Source organism: Streptomyces sp. Rer75 (genome assembly GCF_013414305.1).
In the GTDB taxonomy this organism is placed as follows: Bacteria; Actinomycetota; Actinomycetes; order Streptomycetales; family Streptomycetaceae; genus Streptomyces; species Streptomyces himastatinicus.
This window is the reverse complement of record NZ_CP058693.1, coordinates 2,440,570-2,454,991: the sequence shown is the minus strand read 5'-3', so window position 1 is coordinate 2,454,991 and position 14,422 is coordinate 2,440,570. Positions and strand designations below refer to the sequence as shown.

The 14,422-nt window shown below is 69.2% G+C and carries 11 protein-coding genes and 2 rRNA genes; 11 read left to right on the top strand and 2 right to left on the bottom strand.

The genetic code is table 11. The features are described 5' to 3' along the window. Positions 1–246: 246 nt before the first annotated feature. The 4 genes from HYQ63_RS10055 (at position 247) to HYQ63_RS44020 (ending at position 5,690) form a co-directional block, all read left to right on the top strand. A 23S ribosomal RNA gene (locus HYQ63_RS10055) occupies positions 247–3,361 on the top strand. Positions 3,362–3,470: 109 nt separating this feature from the next. Continuing rightward, positions 3,471–3,587, top strand: a 5S ribosomal RNA gene (rrf, locus tag HYQ63_RS10050). A gap of 178 nt (positions 3,588–3,765) precedes the next feature. Continuing rightward, positions 3,766–4,860: a hypothetical protein gene (locus tag HYQ63_RS44025; RefSeq protein ID WP_218929692.1), complete on the top strand. Its 1,095-nt coding sequence runs from the start codon at positions 3,766–3,768 to the stop codon at positions 4,858–4,860. Beyond that, a complete protein-coding gene (locus HYQ63_RS44020; protein ID WP_373689208.1) occupies positions 4,830–5,690 on the top strand; it encodes a hypothetical protein in 861 nt (286 codons plus the stop codon). The genes HYQ63_RS44025 and HYQ63_RS44020 overlap by 31 nt, the downstream gene beginning before the upstream one ends. 67 nt (positions 5,691–5,757) lie before the next feature. Here the strand turns inward: HYQ63_RS44020 and HYQ63_RS10040 are convergent, their stop codons facing one another. After that, positions 5,758–7,050: a DUF1015 family protein gene (locus HYQ63_RS10040; RefSeq protein ID WP_179933502.1), complete on the bottom strand. Its 1,293-nt coding sequence runs from the start codon at positions 7,048–7,050 to the stop codon at positions 5,758–5,760. A gap of 79 nt (positions 7,051–7,129) precedes the next feature. On the opposite strand from HYQ63_RS10040, the gene HYQ63_RS10035 reads away from it, so the two are divergent. From HYQ63_RS10035 to HYQ63_RS10020, 4 genes are all read left to right on the top strand, one after another. Continuing rightward, positions 7,130–8,161: an HAD-IIA family hydrolase gene (locus tag HYQ63_RS10035; protein ID WP_179933501.1), complete on the top strand. Its 1,032-nt coding sequence runs from the start codon at positions 7,130–7,132 to the stop codon at positions 8,159–8,161. Positions 8,162–8,371: 210 nt separating this feature from the next. Next, positions 8,372–9,433, top strand: coding sequence for an iron ABC transporter permease (locus HYQ63_RS10030; protein WP_179933500.1), 1,062 nt, complete (start codon positions 8,372–8,374; stop codon positions 9,431–9,433). Further along, positions 9,430–10,491, top strand: coding sequence for an iron chelate uptake ABC transporter family permease subunit (locus tag HYQ63_RS10025; RefSeq protein ID WP_179933499.1), 1,062 nt, complete (start codon positions 9,430–9,432; stop codon positions 10,489–10,491). Before HYQ63_RS10030 ends, HYQ63_RS10025 begins: the two co-directional genes overlap by 4 nt. Further along, the gene (locus HYQ63_RS10020) at positions 10,488–11,492 is read left to right on the top strand and encodes an ABC transporter ATP-binding protein (protein WP_257231778.1); all 1,005 of its coding nucleotides are present in this window, start codon (positions 10,488–10,490) and stop codon (positions 11,490–11,492) included. Before HYQ63_RS10025 ends, HYQ63_RS10020 begins: the two co-directional genes overlap by 4 nt. 22 nt (positions 11,493–11,514) lie before the next feature. Here HYQ63_RS10020 and HYQ63_RS10015 read toward each other — a convergent pair whose 3' ends face one another. Then, on the bottom strand, positions 11,515–11,862 hold the full coding sequence (locus HYQ63_RS10015; RefSeq protein ID WP_179933498.1) for a sterol-binding protein: 348 nt from the start codon (positions 11,860–11,862) through the stop codon (positions 11,515–11,517). Between the two features lie 66 nt (positions 11,863–11,928). Here HYQ63_RS10015 and HYQ63_RS45965 point away from each other — a divergent pair, with 66 nt between their 5' ends. From HYQ63_RS45965 to HYQ63_RS10000, 3 genes are read left to right on the top strand one after another with little or no spacing between them, the layout of a single operon-like run. Further along, positions 11,929–12,339 (top strand): hypothetical protein, encoded by a 411-nt coding sequence (locus HYQ63_RS45965; RefSeq protein ID WP_179933497.1) that lies wholly within the window; start codon positions 11,929–11,931, stop codon positions 12,337–12,339. Between the two features lie 42 nt (positions 12,340–12,381). Further along, positions 12,382–13,248 (top strand): TlyA family RNA methyltransferase, encoded by an 867-nt coding sequence (locus tag HYQ63_RS10005; RefSeq protein ID WP_179939927.1) that lies wholly within the window; start codon positions 12,382–12,384, stop codon positions 13,246–13,248. Further along, entirely contained in the window at positions 13,245–14,210 is a 966-nt protein-coding gene (locus HYQ63_RS10000; protein ID WP_123098873.1) for an NAD kinase, read from the top strand. Before HYQ63_RS10005 ends, HYQ63_RS10000 begins: the two co-directional genes overlap by 4 nt. The last annotated feature ends 212 nt before the right edge of the window (positions 14,211–14,422 follow it).

Genomic DNA, 14,422 nt, shown 5'->3' with positions numbered 1-14,422 from the left:
GCACATAGCCGACTGCGAGCGAATGACTTGCACGGTTGCTCATGGGTGGAACGTTGACTACTCGGCACCTCTCGTGGTTCTTCCTGCTAGTACTGCCTTTGGGCGTGGAACACAGGGTGGAAGTAAGAGAGTTGTCGGGCACGCTGTTGGGTGTCTGAGGGAATGACCCCTCGGAGGCCGGAGTCCACGAAGTCTGTGGGCGACTGGTCGTTGTTTGAGAACTGCACAGTGGACGCGAGCATCTGTGGCCAAGTTTTTAAGGGCGCACGGTGGATGCCTTGGCACCAGGAACCGATGAAGGACGTGGGAGGCCGCGATAGGCCCCGGGGAGCTGTCAACCGAGCTTTGATCCGGGGGTGTCCGAATGGGGAAACCCGGCAGTCGTCATGGGCTGTCACCCGCTGCTGAACACATAGGCAGTGTGGAGGGAACGCGGGGAAGTGAAACATCTCAGTACCCGCAGGAAGAGAAAACAACCGTGATTCCGGGAGTAGTGGCGAGCGAAACTGGATGAGGCTAAACCGTATGTGTGTGATACCCGGCAGGGGTTGCGCATGCGGGGTTGTGGGAGTGTGCTGGATCGGTCTGCCGACCGGTCGGAGAGTCAGAAACCGTATGGATAGGCGAAGGGCATGCGAAAGGCCCGGCGTAGAGGGTAAGACCCCCGTAGCTGAAATCTGTACGGCTCTCTTGCGTATTTCCCAAGTAGCACGGGGCCCGAGAAATCCCGTGTGAATCTGGCGGGACCACCCGCTAAGCCTAAATATTCCCTGGTGACCGATAGCGGATAGTACCGTGAGGGAATGGTGAAAAGTACCGCGGGAGCGGAGTGAAATAGTACCTGAAACCGTGTGCCTACAAGCCGTGGGAGCGTCGCGCAGAGACTTGTCTCTGCGTCGTGACTGCGTGCCTTTTGAAGAATGAGCCTGCGAGTTTGCGGTGTGTTGCGAGGTTAACCCGTGTGGGGAAGCCGTAGCGAAAGCGAGTCCGAATAGGGCGGTTTAGTAGCGCGCTCAAGACCCGAAGCGGAGTGATCTAGCCATGGGCAGGTTGAAGCGGAGGTAAGACTTCGTGGAGGACCGAACCCACCAGGGTTGAAAACCTGGGGGATGACCTGTGGTTAGGGGTGAAAGGCCAATCAAACTCCGTGATAGCTGGTTCTCCCCGAAATGCATTTAGGTGCAGCGTCGTGTGTTTCTTACTGGAGGTAGAGCACTGGATAGGCGATGGGCCCTACCGGGTTACTGACCTTAGCCAAACTCCGAATGCCGGTAAGTGAGAGCGCGGCAGTGAGACTGTGGGGGATAAGCTCCATGGTCGAGAGAAACAGCCCAGAGCATCGACTAAGGCCCCTAAGCGTATGCTAAGTGGGAAAGGATGTGGAGTCGCAGAGACAACCAGGAGGTTGGCTTAGAAGCAGCCATCCTTGAAAGAGTGCGTAATAGCTCACTGGTCAAGTGATTCCGCGCCGACAATGTAGCGGGGCTCAAGCGTACCGCCGAAGTCGTGTCACTGCAGCAATACCTCCAACGAGGGCTGTGGTGGGTAGGGGAGCGTCGTGTGCCGGGTGAAGCAGCGCCGGAAGGTAGTTGTGGACGGTTCACGAGTGAGAATGCAGGCATGAGTAGCGATACACACGTGGGAAACGTGTGCGCCGATTGACTAAGGGTTCCTGGGTCAAGCTGATCTGCCCAGGGTAAGTCGGGACCTAAGGCGAGGCCGACAGGCGTAGTCGATGGACAACCGGTTGATATTCCGGTACCCGCTTTGAAGCGCCAATATCGAATCCTCTGATGCTAAGGCCGTGAAGCCGCCCTGATCTCTTCGGAGTTGAGGGGAGTGGTGGAGCCGCTGATCCAAGGTGGTAGTAGGTAAGTGATGGGGTGACGCAGGAAGGTAGTCCAGCCCGGGCGGTGGTTGTCCCGGGGTAAGGGTGTAGCCCGAGGAGTAGGTAAATCCGTTCCTCGTTAAGGGTGAGACCTGATGCCGAGCCGATTGTGGTGAAGTGGATGATCCTATGCTGTCGAGAAAAGCCTCTAGCGAGTTTCATGGCGGCCCGTACCCTAAACCGACTCAGGTGGTCAGGTAGAGAATACCGAGGCGTTCGGGTGAACTATGGTTAAGGAACTCGGCAAAATGCCCCCGTAACTTCGGGAGAAGGGGGGCCATTGCTGGTGATCACTCTTGCAGTGTGAGCTGGTGGTGGCCGCAGAGACCAGCGAAGCGACTGTTTACTAAAAACACAGGTCCGTGCGAAGCCGTAAGGCGATGTATACGGACTGACGCCTGCCCGGTGCTGGAACGTTAAGGGGACCGGTTAGCTCCATTTCGGTGGGGCGAAGCTGAGAACTTAAGCGCCAGTAAACGGCGGTGGTAACTATAACCATCCTAAGGTAGCGAAATTCCTTGTCGGGTAAGTTCCGACCTGCACGAATGGCGTAACGACTTCTCGACTGTCTCAACCATAGGCCCGGTGAAATTGCATTACGAGTAAAGATGCTCGTTTCGCGCAGCAGGACGGAAAGACCCGGACCTTTACTACAGCTTGATATTGGTGTTCGGTTCGGCTTGTGTAGGATAGGTGGGAGACTGTGAAATCATGACGCCAGTCATGGTGGAGTCATTGTTGAAATACCACTCTGGTCGTGCTGGATGTCTAACCTGGGTCCGTGATCCGGATCAGGGACAGTGTCTGGTGGGTAGTTTAACTGGGGCGGTTGCCTCCTAAAGGGTAACGGAGGCGCCCAAAGGTTCCCTCAGCCTGGTTGGCAATCAGGTGTTGAGTGTAAGTGCACAAGGGAGCTTGACTGTGAGACCGACGGGTCGAGCAGGGACGAAAGTCGGGACTAGTGATCCGGCGGTGGCTTGTGGAAGCGCCGTCGCTCAACGGATAAAAGGTACCCCGGGGATAACAGGCTGATCTTCCCCAAGAGTCCATATCGACGGGATGGTTTGGCACCTCGATGTCGGCTCGTCGCATCCTGGGGCTGGAGTCGGTCCCAAGGGTTGGGCTGTTCGCCCATTAAAGCGGTACGCGAGCTGGGTTTAGAACGTCGTGAGACAGTTCGGTCCCTATCCGCTGTGCGCGTAGGAGTCTTGAGAAGGGCTGTCCCTAGTACGAGAGGACCGGGACGGACGAACCTCTGGTGTGCCAGTTGTCCTGCCAAGGGCATGGCTGGTTGGCTACGTTCGGGAGGGATAACCGCTGAAAGCATCTAAGCGGGAAGCCTGCTTCGAGATGAGGGCTCCCACCCACTTGATGGGGTAAGGCTCCCAGTAGACGACTGGGTTGATAGGCCAGATATGGAAGCCGGGTGACCGGTGGAGTTGACTGGTACTAATAGGCCGAGGGCTTGTCCTCAGTTGCTCGCGTCCACTGTGTGGTTCCCGGGTTGCGAACAGTCGCACCGGTGAATCAGTTCCACTTACTTAATTGAAGAGTGTGCTTGTTCGCTAGAACCCGATAGGGTTTCGGTGGTCACAGCGTTAGGGAAACGCCCGGTTACATTCCGAACCCGGAAGCTAAGCCTTTCAGCGCCGATGGTACTGCAGGGGGGACCCTGTGGGAGAGTAGGACGCCGCCGAACAATCTTTGGAGGACCCCCGGTCCCAGCGTTCATGCTGGGACCAGGGGTCCTTTTTGTTTTGACCTGAAGACAGGAGTCACGTAAATGCCCACCAACTCTTCCGACGACCGGGGGGACCGCGAGCCGCGGCGCCGGGACGGCGGCGACCGGAGGGATTTCCGCGACTCCGGACCGCGTCGTGACCGCGATCGTGACCAGGACCGTGGTGGCTTCCGTCGTGACGACCGGCCTCGTGGGCCGCGTCGCGACGACGACCGCGGTGGACGCCCCGGCGGTGGCTACGGCCGCCGCGATGATCGGCGTGACGACCGTCGGGACGACCGGCGTGATGACCGGCGTGACGATCGCCCGCGTGGTCCGCGCCGGGACGACCGCGACGGTGGCTTCCGTCAGGGTGGGTTCCGTCGTGACGAGCGTCGCGACGATCGCCGGGATGACCGGCGTGACGACCGCGGTGGGTTCCGCAGGGACGACCGCCGCGACGACCGTGGTGGGTTCAGGCGTGACGACCGTCGGGACGACCGGCGTGACGATCGGCCGCGTGGGCCGCGTCGCGACGACGACCGTGGCGGACGTCCCGGCGGTGGCTACGGGCGCCGTGACGACCGCGGTGACCGGCCGCGCGGTGGCTCCGATCGCCGGGATGACCGGCCCCCGTTCCGTCGCGATGACCGCCGGGATGACCGGCGCGACGACCGTCGGGATGATCGGCGTGATGACCGCGGTGGGTTCCGGCGCGACGACCGCCGTGACGACCGCGGTGGGTTCCGCCAGGATGACCGCCGTGGTGACCGTGGTGACCGCCGTGACGACCGTGGCGGGTTCCGTCGCGACGACCGGCGTGATGACCGCGGTGGGTTCAAGCGTGACGACCGTCGCGATGATCGGCGTGACGATCGCGGTGGGTTCCGCCGTGATGATCGGCGCGACGACCGTGGTGGGTTCCGTCAGGATGACCGTCGTGGTGAGCGGCGTGATGACCGTGGTGGGTTCCGTCGCGACGACCGGCGCGATGATCGCCGGGATGACCGTGGTGGGTTCCGCCGGGACGACCGTCGTGACGACCGGCCCCGTGGGCCGCGTCGCGACGACCGTGACGGCGGCGGCTACCGCGGCGGTCGGGACGACCGGGGTTCTCGGCGTCCGTACGGCGGTGGCCAGGGGCGCGGCCGGGACGACCGGTCCGGGGGCTACGGCCGTCGCGACCGCGACGAGCGCGGACGGGACCGCGACCGCGAGCCGATCAAGCGGCTGCCGATCCCCGAGGACGTGACCGGCGATGAGATCGACAAGGACGTACGGCAGGAGCTGCTGAGCCTGCCGAAGACCCTCGCCGAGGACGTCGCCAAGAACCTCGTCATGGTCGCCAAGCTGCTGGACGAGGAGCCGGAGCGGGCGTACCAGTACTCGCGCGTCGCGCTGCGGCTCGCTTCCCGCGTCGCCGCCGTCCGCGAGGCGGCGGGGTTCGCGTCGTACGCCGTCGCGAAGTACTCGGAGGCGCTGGCGGAGTTCCGTGCCGCGCGCCGTATGACGGGCAACAACGACCTGTGGCCGGTGATGGCCGACTGCGAGCGCGGCATGGGCCGTCCCGAGCGGGCGCTGGCCATGGCCGGTGAGCCCGAGGTGCAGAAGCTGGACCGGGCCGGGCAGGTCGAGATGCGCCTGGTGGCTGCGGGCGCCCGGCGCGACATGGGCCAGGCCGACGCCGCCGTCGTCACCCTTCAGAGCCCGGAGCTGGCCTCGAACTCCGTCCAGCCGTGGACCGCCCGGCTGCGGTACGCCTACGCCGACGCGCTGCTGGCCGTCGGCCGTGAGGACGAGGCGCGGGAGTGGTTCGCGAAGGCGCTGGAGGCGGACCAGGGCGGCACCACGGACGCCTCCGACCGGCTCGCGGAGCTGGATGGTGTCGAGTTCGTGGACGCGCTCGACGCCGATGAGGTCGCCGACGCCGGTGAGGTCGTCGAGGTCGCGAACGTCGAGGCCGAGGTCGAGGCCGACGACGTTGCCGAGGAGGCCGCGGACACCGCGGAGGCCGAGGCCACGGACGACGACGCCGAGGACACCGCGGACAGCGAGAACAGCGAGCGCAACGACGCCAGCTGATGCCTGAGGGCGGAACCCCGACCACCACCCCCGGCCGGGGCTCCGCCCTCTTTGTCGTCCTGTGGGCTCAGCCCAGGGTCAGGCTGCGCAGCACCAGCCCGGTGGCGGGCTTCGGCCCGAAGGACGTCGACTTGCGCGGCATGGCGACCCCCTGCCGCGCCAGCTCGTGGACGACCTCCTCGGGCACCGGATGCATCAGCACCGCCGTGCCGCCGTGCCGCTCCGCCTGCTCGACGGCCGCTTCCGCATTGTGGATGTAGCCGATGTGCTCGGCGCTGTCCGGGATCTGCCAGAGGTGGTCCAGGAGCAGTGAGTGCAGGACTGTCGCGTCCAGTGCCCGCCAGGCCTCCGGCCGTCCCTCGGGGACCGTACGGGCCAGCAGCCCGGGGTCGGGCCGGTCGAGCAGGTGGAATCCGCCGTCGCCCGCGAGCAGGAACGCGTTCTGCCCGTCCGGTGCGGCGGCCGCCTCCGCGAGGGCGTCCAGGGCGCGGGGCAGCGGGCCGTCGACCGTCCGTACCCGGAAGGCGGTACGTGCCGTGGCGAGCGCCTCGGCCACCGGGAGGTGGCGCAGCAGCCGGTGGATGGCCCGGACCCGGAGCGGGTAGCGGGCGGTGTCCACGAGGAGGACGAGGCCGAAGTCCCAGGGCCCGGGCTCGGTCCGCTCCTCGCGCAGCCGCAGATAGGTGGCCCAGCGGTGGTGGCCGTCGGCGATGAGGGCCTGGTGGTTGCGCAGATCGGCGGCGATGGCGACCAGGTCGGCCGGGTCGGTGACCCGCCACAGATGGTGGTCGAAGCCGTCTTCGGTGGTGGTGGAGAGCAACGGCTCGTGCCGGATGGTGCGTTCGATGACCGCGGCGGCACCGCCCTCCGCATCACCGCCGTTGCCGCGGTAGGCGAGCAGCAGGGGTTCGAGGTTGGCGGCGGTGGCGCGCATCAGGTCGGCGCGGTCCTCGACGATGTGCGGCATGACCTCCTCGTGCGGGAGGACGACGCCCTCCTCGCGCGGGCTCAGCCGCAGGGCGCCGATCAGCCCGCGCTGGAGGATGTGGCTGTCGCGCTGTTCGTAGACGTACAGGGCCGGTTCGGGGTCGGGCGCGAGGATGCCGTCGGCCTGCCAGCGGCGCAGCGTGTCCGCGGCCTGCCGGTGGCGGTCGGCGGGGGTGCCGGCCTGCGGGAGGATGAGCCGGACGATGTTGTGAGGGTCGGCGGTCTCGAGTTCGCGGAGACCGTCGGGGCGTACGACCACGTCGTAGGGAGGTGAGGTGACGGCGGCGAGACTGCCGACCCGTTCCGCGACGTAGCGCAGCCCCCGGAAGGGGGTGAGCTGGAGACCTTGCCCGCCAGGCCCTGAAGTGCTCATTAGAGAATGTTATGCCCCGGTCGGCGATGCGCCATGATCGGGGGGAGAACGCATGGATCTGCGAGGAGAGTGTCCCCCCATGAACCAGACCGTCCGGATCGCGCCCGAGGGCAGCCAGCGGTCGCTGAACGAGGCGTACGACACCGCGCTGCTGGACCTCGACGGGGTGGTGTACGCGGGTGGCGAGGCCATCACGTACGCCGTGGAGTCGCTCGGCACCGCGCGGGACGGCGGGATGCGGCTGGCGTATGTGACCAACAACGCGCTGCGCACGCCGCAGGCCGTCGCCGAGCATCTGACCCGGCTCGGGGTGCCCGCCGGGGCCGAGGACGTGATCACCTCGGCGCAGGCCGTCGCCCGGCTGATCTCCGAGCAGCTGCCGCAGGCCGCGCGGGTACTGGTGATCGGCGGCGAGGGGCTGCGGGTGGCGCTGCGCGAGCGCGGGTTGCTGCCGGTGGAGTCCGCCGACGACGACCCGGCGGCGGTGGTCCAGGGGTACGGCGGGCCGGACATGCCGTGGGCGCGGCTGATGGAGGCGGGCTACGCGGTGGCGCGCGGGGTGCCGTGGTACGCGTCCAACACGGACCTGACGATTCCGAGCGGCCGCGGGATCGCGCCGGGCAACGGCGCGGGCGTGGAGGTCGTACGGATCGTGACGGGCCAGGACCCGCAGGTCGCGGGGAAGCCGCTGCCGCCGATGCACCGCGAGACGATCCTGCGGACCGGGGCCCGGCGGCCGTTGGTGGTGGGGGACCGGCTGGACACCGATATCGAGGGGGCGTACGCGGGCGGGGTCGACTCGCTCCTCGTGCTGACCGGGGTGACGACCCCGGCGCAGCTGCTGGCCGCGGAGCCCAAGCACCGTCCCGCCTATGTGGACCGCGACTTGCGGGGGCTGCTCACGCCCCAGCCGGTCGTCGAGCCGTCCGACGGCGGCTTCCGGTGCGGCGGTTGGACGGCGCGGGTGGGCGACGGCGCGCTGCTGCTGGAGGGGGACGGCGATGAGCCGCTGGACGGGCTGCGGGCACTGTGCGCGGCGGCCTGGAACGAGGCGGGGGAGGGTGTGAGCGGCGCGGACGCGGGGAAGGCATTGGCTCGGCTGGGGCTGTGACCCCGCTGGGGGCTGTGACCCCGCTGGGGGGTGTGACCCGGCTCGGGCTCGACCCGGCCGGGGTGGTGAGCGAACCCCGCCAGGGGGCGTGACGAGGCCGGGGCCTGGGGTGATGTGGCCGGGGCGGGGGACCCGTCCGGGTGTCGCATGCACGGCTTAGGGTAACCTAACCTAAGTCTTGATCGGCCGTGCTGTGAGGTGGAGTTCCGCGTGACCCTGGTCAGTCCGGCGAAAGCCGGACCCGAGACAGCGACCGATACGGCGGCCCCGCCACCCCGCCGGCACACCGCACGCCGAGCGGCCGGGCTCGTCGTCTCCCTCTGCGCGCTGGTGGCCGTCGCGGCCGCCAGCATCGCGATCGGCGCCAAGCCGATCGCGCTCGGGGACGTCTGGCACGGGCTGACCCACTACACCAGCAGCGACACCGATGTGGTGATCAAGGACGTACGGCTGCCGCGCACCCTCCTCGGGCTGCTCGTCGGCGTCGGCCTCGGGCTCGCGGGCGCGGTCATCCAGGCCCTCACCCGTAACCCGCTCGCCGACCCCGGGCTGTTGGGGCTGAACGCGGGCGCGTCCGCCTCCGTCGTCTCGGCGATCAGCTTTCTCGGCGTCACCTCCCTGACCGGCTATGTGTGGTTCGCCTTCCTCGGCACCGCTGTCGCCTCCGTGCTGGTGTACGCGCTCGGCGGCAGCCGGGGCGCCACGCCGGTGCGGCTCGCGCTCGCCGGTACGGCCGTGTACGCGGCGCTCTACGGCTACATCAACGCCGTACAGCTGCTGGACAGCGCGGCGCTCGACAAGATGCGCTTCTGGACGGTCGGTTCGCTCGCCTCCGCCAATATGACCGTGGTCCGGCAGGTGGCCCCGTTCCTCCTGGTCGGCGCGGTGCTGGCGCTGCTGCTCGGCCGTTCGCTGAACGCGGTGGCGCTCGGCGACGACACCGCGCGCGCCCTCGGCACCAACCTGGTCCGCACCCGGGCGATGTCCATGCTGGCCGTCACCCTGCTGTGCGGGGCCGCGACCGCCGCCTGCGGGCCGATCGCGTTCGTGGGGCTGATGGTTCCGCACCTGGTCCGGGCGCTCACCGGACCCGATGTGCGGTGGACGCTGCCGTACGCCGCCGTGCTGTCGCCCGTCCTGCTGCTGGGCTCCGACGTGATCGGGCGGGTCCTCGCCCGGCCCGCCGAACTCCAGGTCGGCGTCGTCACCTCGCTCGTCGGCGGGCCCGTCTTCCTCTACCTCGTACGCCGCCGAAGGATGGCCCAACTGTGAACGCGAGCAAGCGCACCACGCCCAGGACGAGCGGAGTCACGCTGCGCACCGGCGGCCTCTCGCTGCGCCTGGACGTCCGCGGCGCGGTCGTGGGGCTGCTGCTGCTCGCCGTGGCGCTGGCGATGAGCGTGGTCCTGATCGGCACCGGCGACTTCCCCATGGCCCCCGCCGATGTGCTCAATACCCTGGCCGGGAACGGCACCATGGCCCAGGACTTCATCGTCCACGACCTGCGGCTGCCGCGCGTCCTGGTCGGGCTGCTGGTCGGCGCGGCGCTCGGGCTGGCCGGGGCGGTCTTCCAGTCCATCTCCCGCAATCCGCTGGGCAGTCCGGACGTGATCGGCTTCGGGCAGGGGTCGGCGGCCGGGGCGCTCACCGTGATCGTCCTCTTCCAGGGCAACCCGACCGAGGTCGCCGCCGGTGCGATCCTTGGCGGTCTGCTGACCGGGGTCGGGGTCTACGTGCTGGCCTGGCGGCGGGGCGTCCACGGCTACCGGCTGGTGCTGGTCGGCATCGGCGCCACCGCGATGCTCGCCGCCGTCAACGGCTATCTGCTCACCAAGGCCGACCTCCCCGACGCCACCCGCGCGGTGGTGTGGCTGACCGGCTCGCTCAACGGGCGCGACTGGAACCAGGTCTGGCCGCTGGCCTGCGTGTGCGCGGTCCTCCTGCCCCTGGTCCTCGGGCAGGCGCGGGGCCTGCGGATGCTGGAAATGGGCGACGACAGCGCGTACGCCCTCGGGGTGCGGGTCGAACGGACCCGGCTGGTGCTGATGTTCGCGGGCGTCCTGCTGACCGCCTCCGCCACGGCCGCTGCCGGGCCCGTCTCCTTCGTGGCGCTCGTCGCCCCGCAACTGGCCCGCAGGCTCACCCGTTCGGCCGGTCCCAACCTGCTCCCCGCGGCCTGGATGGGCGCGGCCCTGCTGGTCACCGCCGACTGGTCCGCGCAGCGGGCCTTCGGCGCCGACCAGCTGCCGGTCGGGGCGCTGACCGCGATGCTGGGCGGCGGCTATCTGGTGTGGCTGCTGGTGACCGAGCGCAAGGCGGGGCGGATATGACGGAACGCATGCGGGCGGGCGACGAGGGCCGCAGGAGCGGCAAGGGCCGTACGAGCGGCGAGAGCGACAAGGGCTACAACGGCTACAAGGGCTACAGGGAAAAGGACACCGGGCAGACCGTGGCTTCCAGCAGCAACAGCACCAGCGACAAGACGACGGACCGGCAGCGGCTCACCGCCGAGGGGCTGACCCTCGCGTACGACCGGCGCACCGTCGCCGAGAACCTGTCGGTCACCATTCCCGACCACTCCTTCACGGTGATCGTCGGGCCCAACGCCTGCGGCAAGTCCACCCTGCTGCGCGCCCTGTCCCGGATGCTCAAGCCGACGGCGGGGTCGGTGCTGCTGGACGGCGAGGTGATCGGTTCGCTGCCCGCCAAGAAGGTCGCCCGCACCCTCGGCCTGCTGCCGCAGTCGTCCATCGCCCCGGACGGGATCACCGTCGCCGACCTCGTCGCCCGTGGCCGCTACCCGCACCAGGGGCTGCTGCGGCAGTGGTCGGAGACGGACGAGCGGATCGTTCAGGAGTCGATGGCGGCGACCGGCGTGGCGGAGCTGGGGGATCGCTTCGTCGACGAACTGTCCGGCGGGCAGCGCCAGCGGGTGTGGATCGCCATGGCCATCGCCCAGCAGACCCCGCTGCTGCTCCTGGACGAGCCCACGACGTACCTGGACATCCAGCACCAGATCGACGTCCTCGACCTGTGCGCCCAGCTCCACGAGGAGCAGGGCCGCACCCTCGTCGCGGTGCTGCACGACCTGAACCACGCCGCCCGCTACGCCACGCATCTGATCGCGATGCGGGGCGGCGAGATCGTCGCGGAGGGCGCGCCGGGGGACATCGTCACGGCGGAGCTGGTGGAGCGGGTCTTCGGGCTGCGCTGCCAGGTCATCGACGACCCGGAGACGGGGACGCCGCTGGTCATACCGGCCGCCCGCCAGTCCCGTAAGGCCGCGGATGCGGCGGATGAGCCGCTGGCCGCCGCGGCGACGGAGTCCTGAGGGCCGCGGCCCGTACGCGACGCTAGAGCAGCTTCCGCAGCCGCAGCAGGTCGAGCAGCCCGGCCTCCAGTTTGACCCGGCCGCTGCCCCAGGCCCGGGCGAAGTGCAGCTCGCCGTCGACCAGGGCCACCAGGTCGTCGCCGGACATGGTCAGCCGGATCTGGGCGCGTTCCGCCGGGGGGCCGGGCGCGGTCGTCACGTCCTCGATGCGGCTCTCCGCGAGACGGCCCATGAAGGTCGTGTCGAGGTCGGTGATCCAGCAGCTCACGGAGCGATCGAGCGCGGCGGCGCTGCGGAGGTCCCCGTTCGCGCCCGCGAGGTTCTCCGCCAGTTTGTCGAGTGCGTCACGGCACTGTTCCAAGGTGGCCATCGCCGACGACGGTACCCCAGGTCGCGCCCCGTCGGGACGAGCCCTCTTCGCGGTAGCGTCGGGGGCATGAGTGAGCCGATGCCGGGCGTGCGGCCCGGGCCTGAGCAGGAGCCGGGGGCGGACGAGCCGGGCGCGGAGGCGGCCGGGGAGCCGGACCCGGGGCCTGCTCAGGCGGTCCCCGGGCCCTCCGAGGCGCCGGTGGAGGCCGCCGGGGAGGTGCCTGGGGAGGCGGCCGAGGGGGCTCCCAGGGAGGCGCCGCCCGGGCCCGCCGATCCGGCTCCGCTCGGTGTCGGCCGTACGCCCACCGGCGTCCCCGACGTCGACGCCCGGCTCGACCGGCTGGCCGACGCGGACGACCTCCCGGTGAGCAGCCATCTGGAGGTGTACGAGGATGTGCACCGGGGCCTGCGCGACACGCTGACGGCACTCGACCGGCGGCCCGGACCTCCGGCCCCGCCCGCCGCCCCCTCCCCGTAAGACCCCATACGGCCGACCCCAGGAGCTGAACCACCCGTGGCAGTGACCCGCCCACGACGCGTACGACTCGACGCGGAGCTGGTGCGCCGCAAGCTGGCCCGTTCGCGCGAGCACGCGAGCCAGCTGATCGCGGCGGGCCGTGTGACCGTCGGCGGGGCCACCGCGACCAAGGCCGCGACGCAGGTCGAGACCAGTGCCGCGGTCGTCGTGATCAAGGACGACAGCGATCCGGACTATGTCTCGCGCGGCGGCCACAAGCTCGCGGGCGCGCTGTACGCCTTCAGCGAGGAGTACCGCGAGGGGGCGGGGCGGACCACGGACCCCACCCCGGTCTCCGGTTCCGGGCTGACCGTCGCAGGCCGCCGGGCGCTGGACGCGGGCGCCTCCACCGGCGGTTTCACCGACGTCCTGCTGCGCGCGGGCGCCGCCCACGTCGTCGCCGCGGACGTCGGTTATGGGCAACTTGCGTGGTCTTTGCAAAGTGATGAACGCGTGACCGTTCTTGACCGTACGAACGTACGCGAGCTGACGCCGGAGCAGATGGGAGGCGAGCCCGTGGACCTTGTCGTCGGGGATCTCTCCTTCATTCCGCTCGGGCTGGTGTTGCCCGCCCTGGTGCGCTGCACCGCGCCCGACGCCGATCTGGTGCTGATGGTCAAGCCACAGTTCGAGGTCGGCAAGGAACGGCTCGGCAGCGGTGGTGTCGTCCGCAGCGCCGAGCTGCGTGCCGAGGCGGTGCGGACGGTGGCTCATCAGGCGGCGGACCTGGGGCTGGGCGTACTCGGCGTGACCGCCAGCCCGCTGCCGGGGCCGTCGGGGAACGTCGAGTACTTTTTGTGGATGCGCGCCGGGGCGCCGGCACTGGACCCGGACGATGTTGACCGTGCAGTGGCGGAGGGGCCCAGTTGACCACTTCAGAACCAGCGGCGAAGGCGGAGTCGGCGGCGGAGACGGGGGACAAGCCGACGACCGAGGCGACAGCCGACCGTACCGTCTTCCTGCTTGCGCACACCGGCCGCCCGGCGGCCATCCGCAGTGCGGAACTCGTCGTCCAGGGGCTGCTGCGCAGCGGCATCGGGGTGCGGGTGCTCGCCGCGGAGGCCGCGGACCTGCCGCTGCCGCCCGCCGTCGAACTGGTCGACGCGGGCCGTGACGTACTCGATGGCTGTGAACTGCTGGTGGTGCTCGGCGGGGACGGGACGCTGCTGCGCGGCGCGGAGTTCTCGCGCATCTCCGGCGTGCCGATGCTCGGCGTCAACCTGGGCCGGGTCGGCTTCCTGGCCGAGGCCGAGCGGGACGACCTGGACAAGGTCGTGGACCGGGTGGTGAGCCGCCAGTACGAGGTCGAGGAGCGCATGACCATCGATGTGCTGGTCCGCAACGACGGGCACATCGTGCACACCGACTGGGCGCTGAACGAGGCGTCGGTCGAGAAGGCGGCGCGCGAGCGGCTGCTGGAGGTCGTCACCGAGGTCGACGGCCGCCCGGTCTCCCGCTTCGGCGGCGACGGCGTGGTGTGCGCGACCCCGACCGGCTCGACGGCGTACGCCTTCTCGGCCGGTGGCCCCGTGGTGTGGCCCGAGGTCGAGGCGCTGCTGATGGTCCCGATCAGCGCGCACGCCCTGTTCGCGAAGCCGCTGGTGACGACGCCGGAGTCGGTGCTCGCGGTCGAGGTGCAGCCGCAGACCCCGCACGGGGTGCTGTGGTGCGACGGGCGGCGCACCGTGGAGCTGCCCGCCGGGGCGCGGGTGGAGGTGCGCAGGGGAGCGGTGCCGGTCCGGCTGGCCCGGCTGCACCACGCGTCGTTCACCGACCGGCTGGTGGCGAAGTTCGCGCTGCCGGTGGCGGGCTGGCGCGGGGCGCCGCACTAGCCGTCCGTGCGCCGCACCAGCCGCCCGTGCGCCACACGCCGTCCGTGTGGCGCACGGGGGCGACGGCGGCGGCATAGGGAAACCCTTTCGAGGGGGTACATCCGGTACGCCCCCGGCGTTGGTGAGGGGGAGGTGACCGGGCAATCCCGCGTTCACCCTGGGTAGGGGTGGGGCCGTCCCCAGGGGTGGCCGTCGCGAGGTGGCCGGTAAAC

What these genes read in the sequence shown, in the direction of transcription:
- HYQ63_RS10040 (WP_179933502.1), bottom strand. Translation starts at nt 7,050, where the DNA reads ATGAGCACTTCAGGGCCTGGCGGGCAAGGTCTCCAGCTCACCCCCTTC.
- HYQ63_RS10035 (WP_179933501.1), top strand. Translation starts at nt 7,130, where the DNA reads ATGAACCAGACCGTCCGGATCGCGCCCGAGGGCAGCCAGCGGTCGCTG.
- HYQ63_RS10020 (WP_257231778.1), top strand. Translation starts at nt 10,488, where the DNA reads ATGACGGAACGCATGCGGGCGGGCGACGAGGGCCGCAGGAGCGGCAAG.
- HYQ63_RS10015 (WP_179933498.1), bottom strand. Translation starts at nt 11,862, where the DNA reads ATGGCCACCTTGGAACAGTGCCGTGACGCACTCGACAAACTGGCGGAG.
- HYQ63_RS45965 (WP_179933497.1), top strand. Translation starts at nt 11,929, where the DNA reads ATGAGTGAGCCGATGCCGGGCGTGCGGCCCGGGCCTGAGCAGGAGCCG.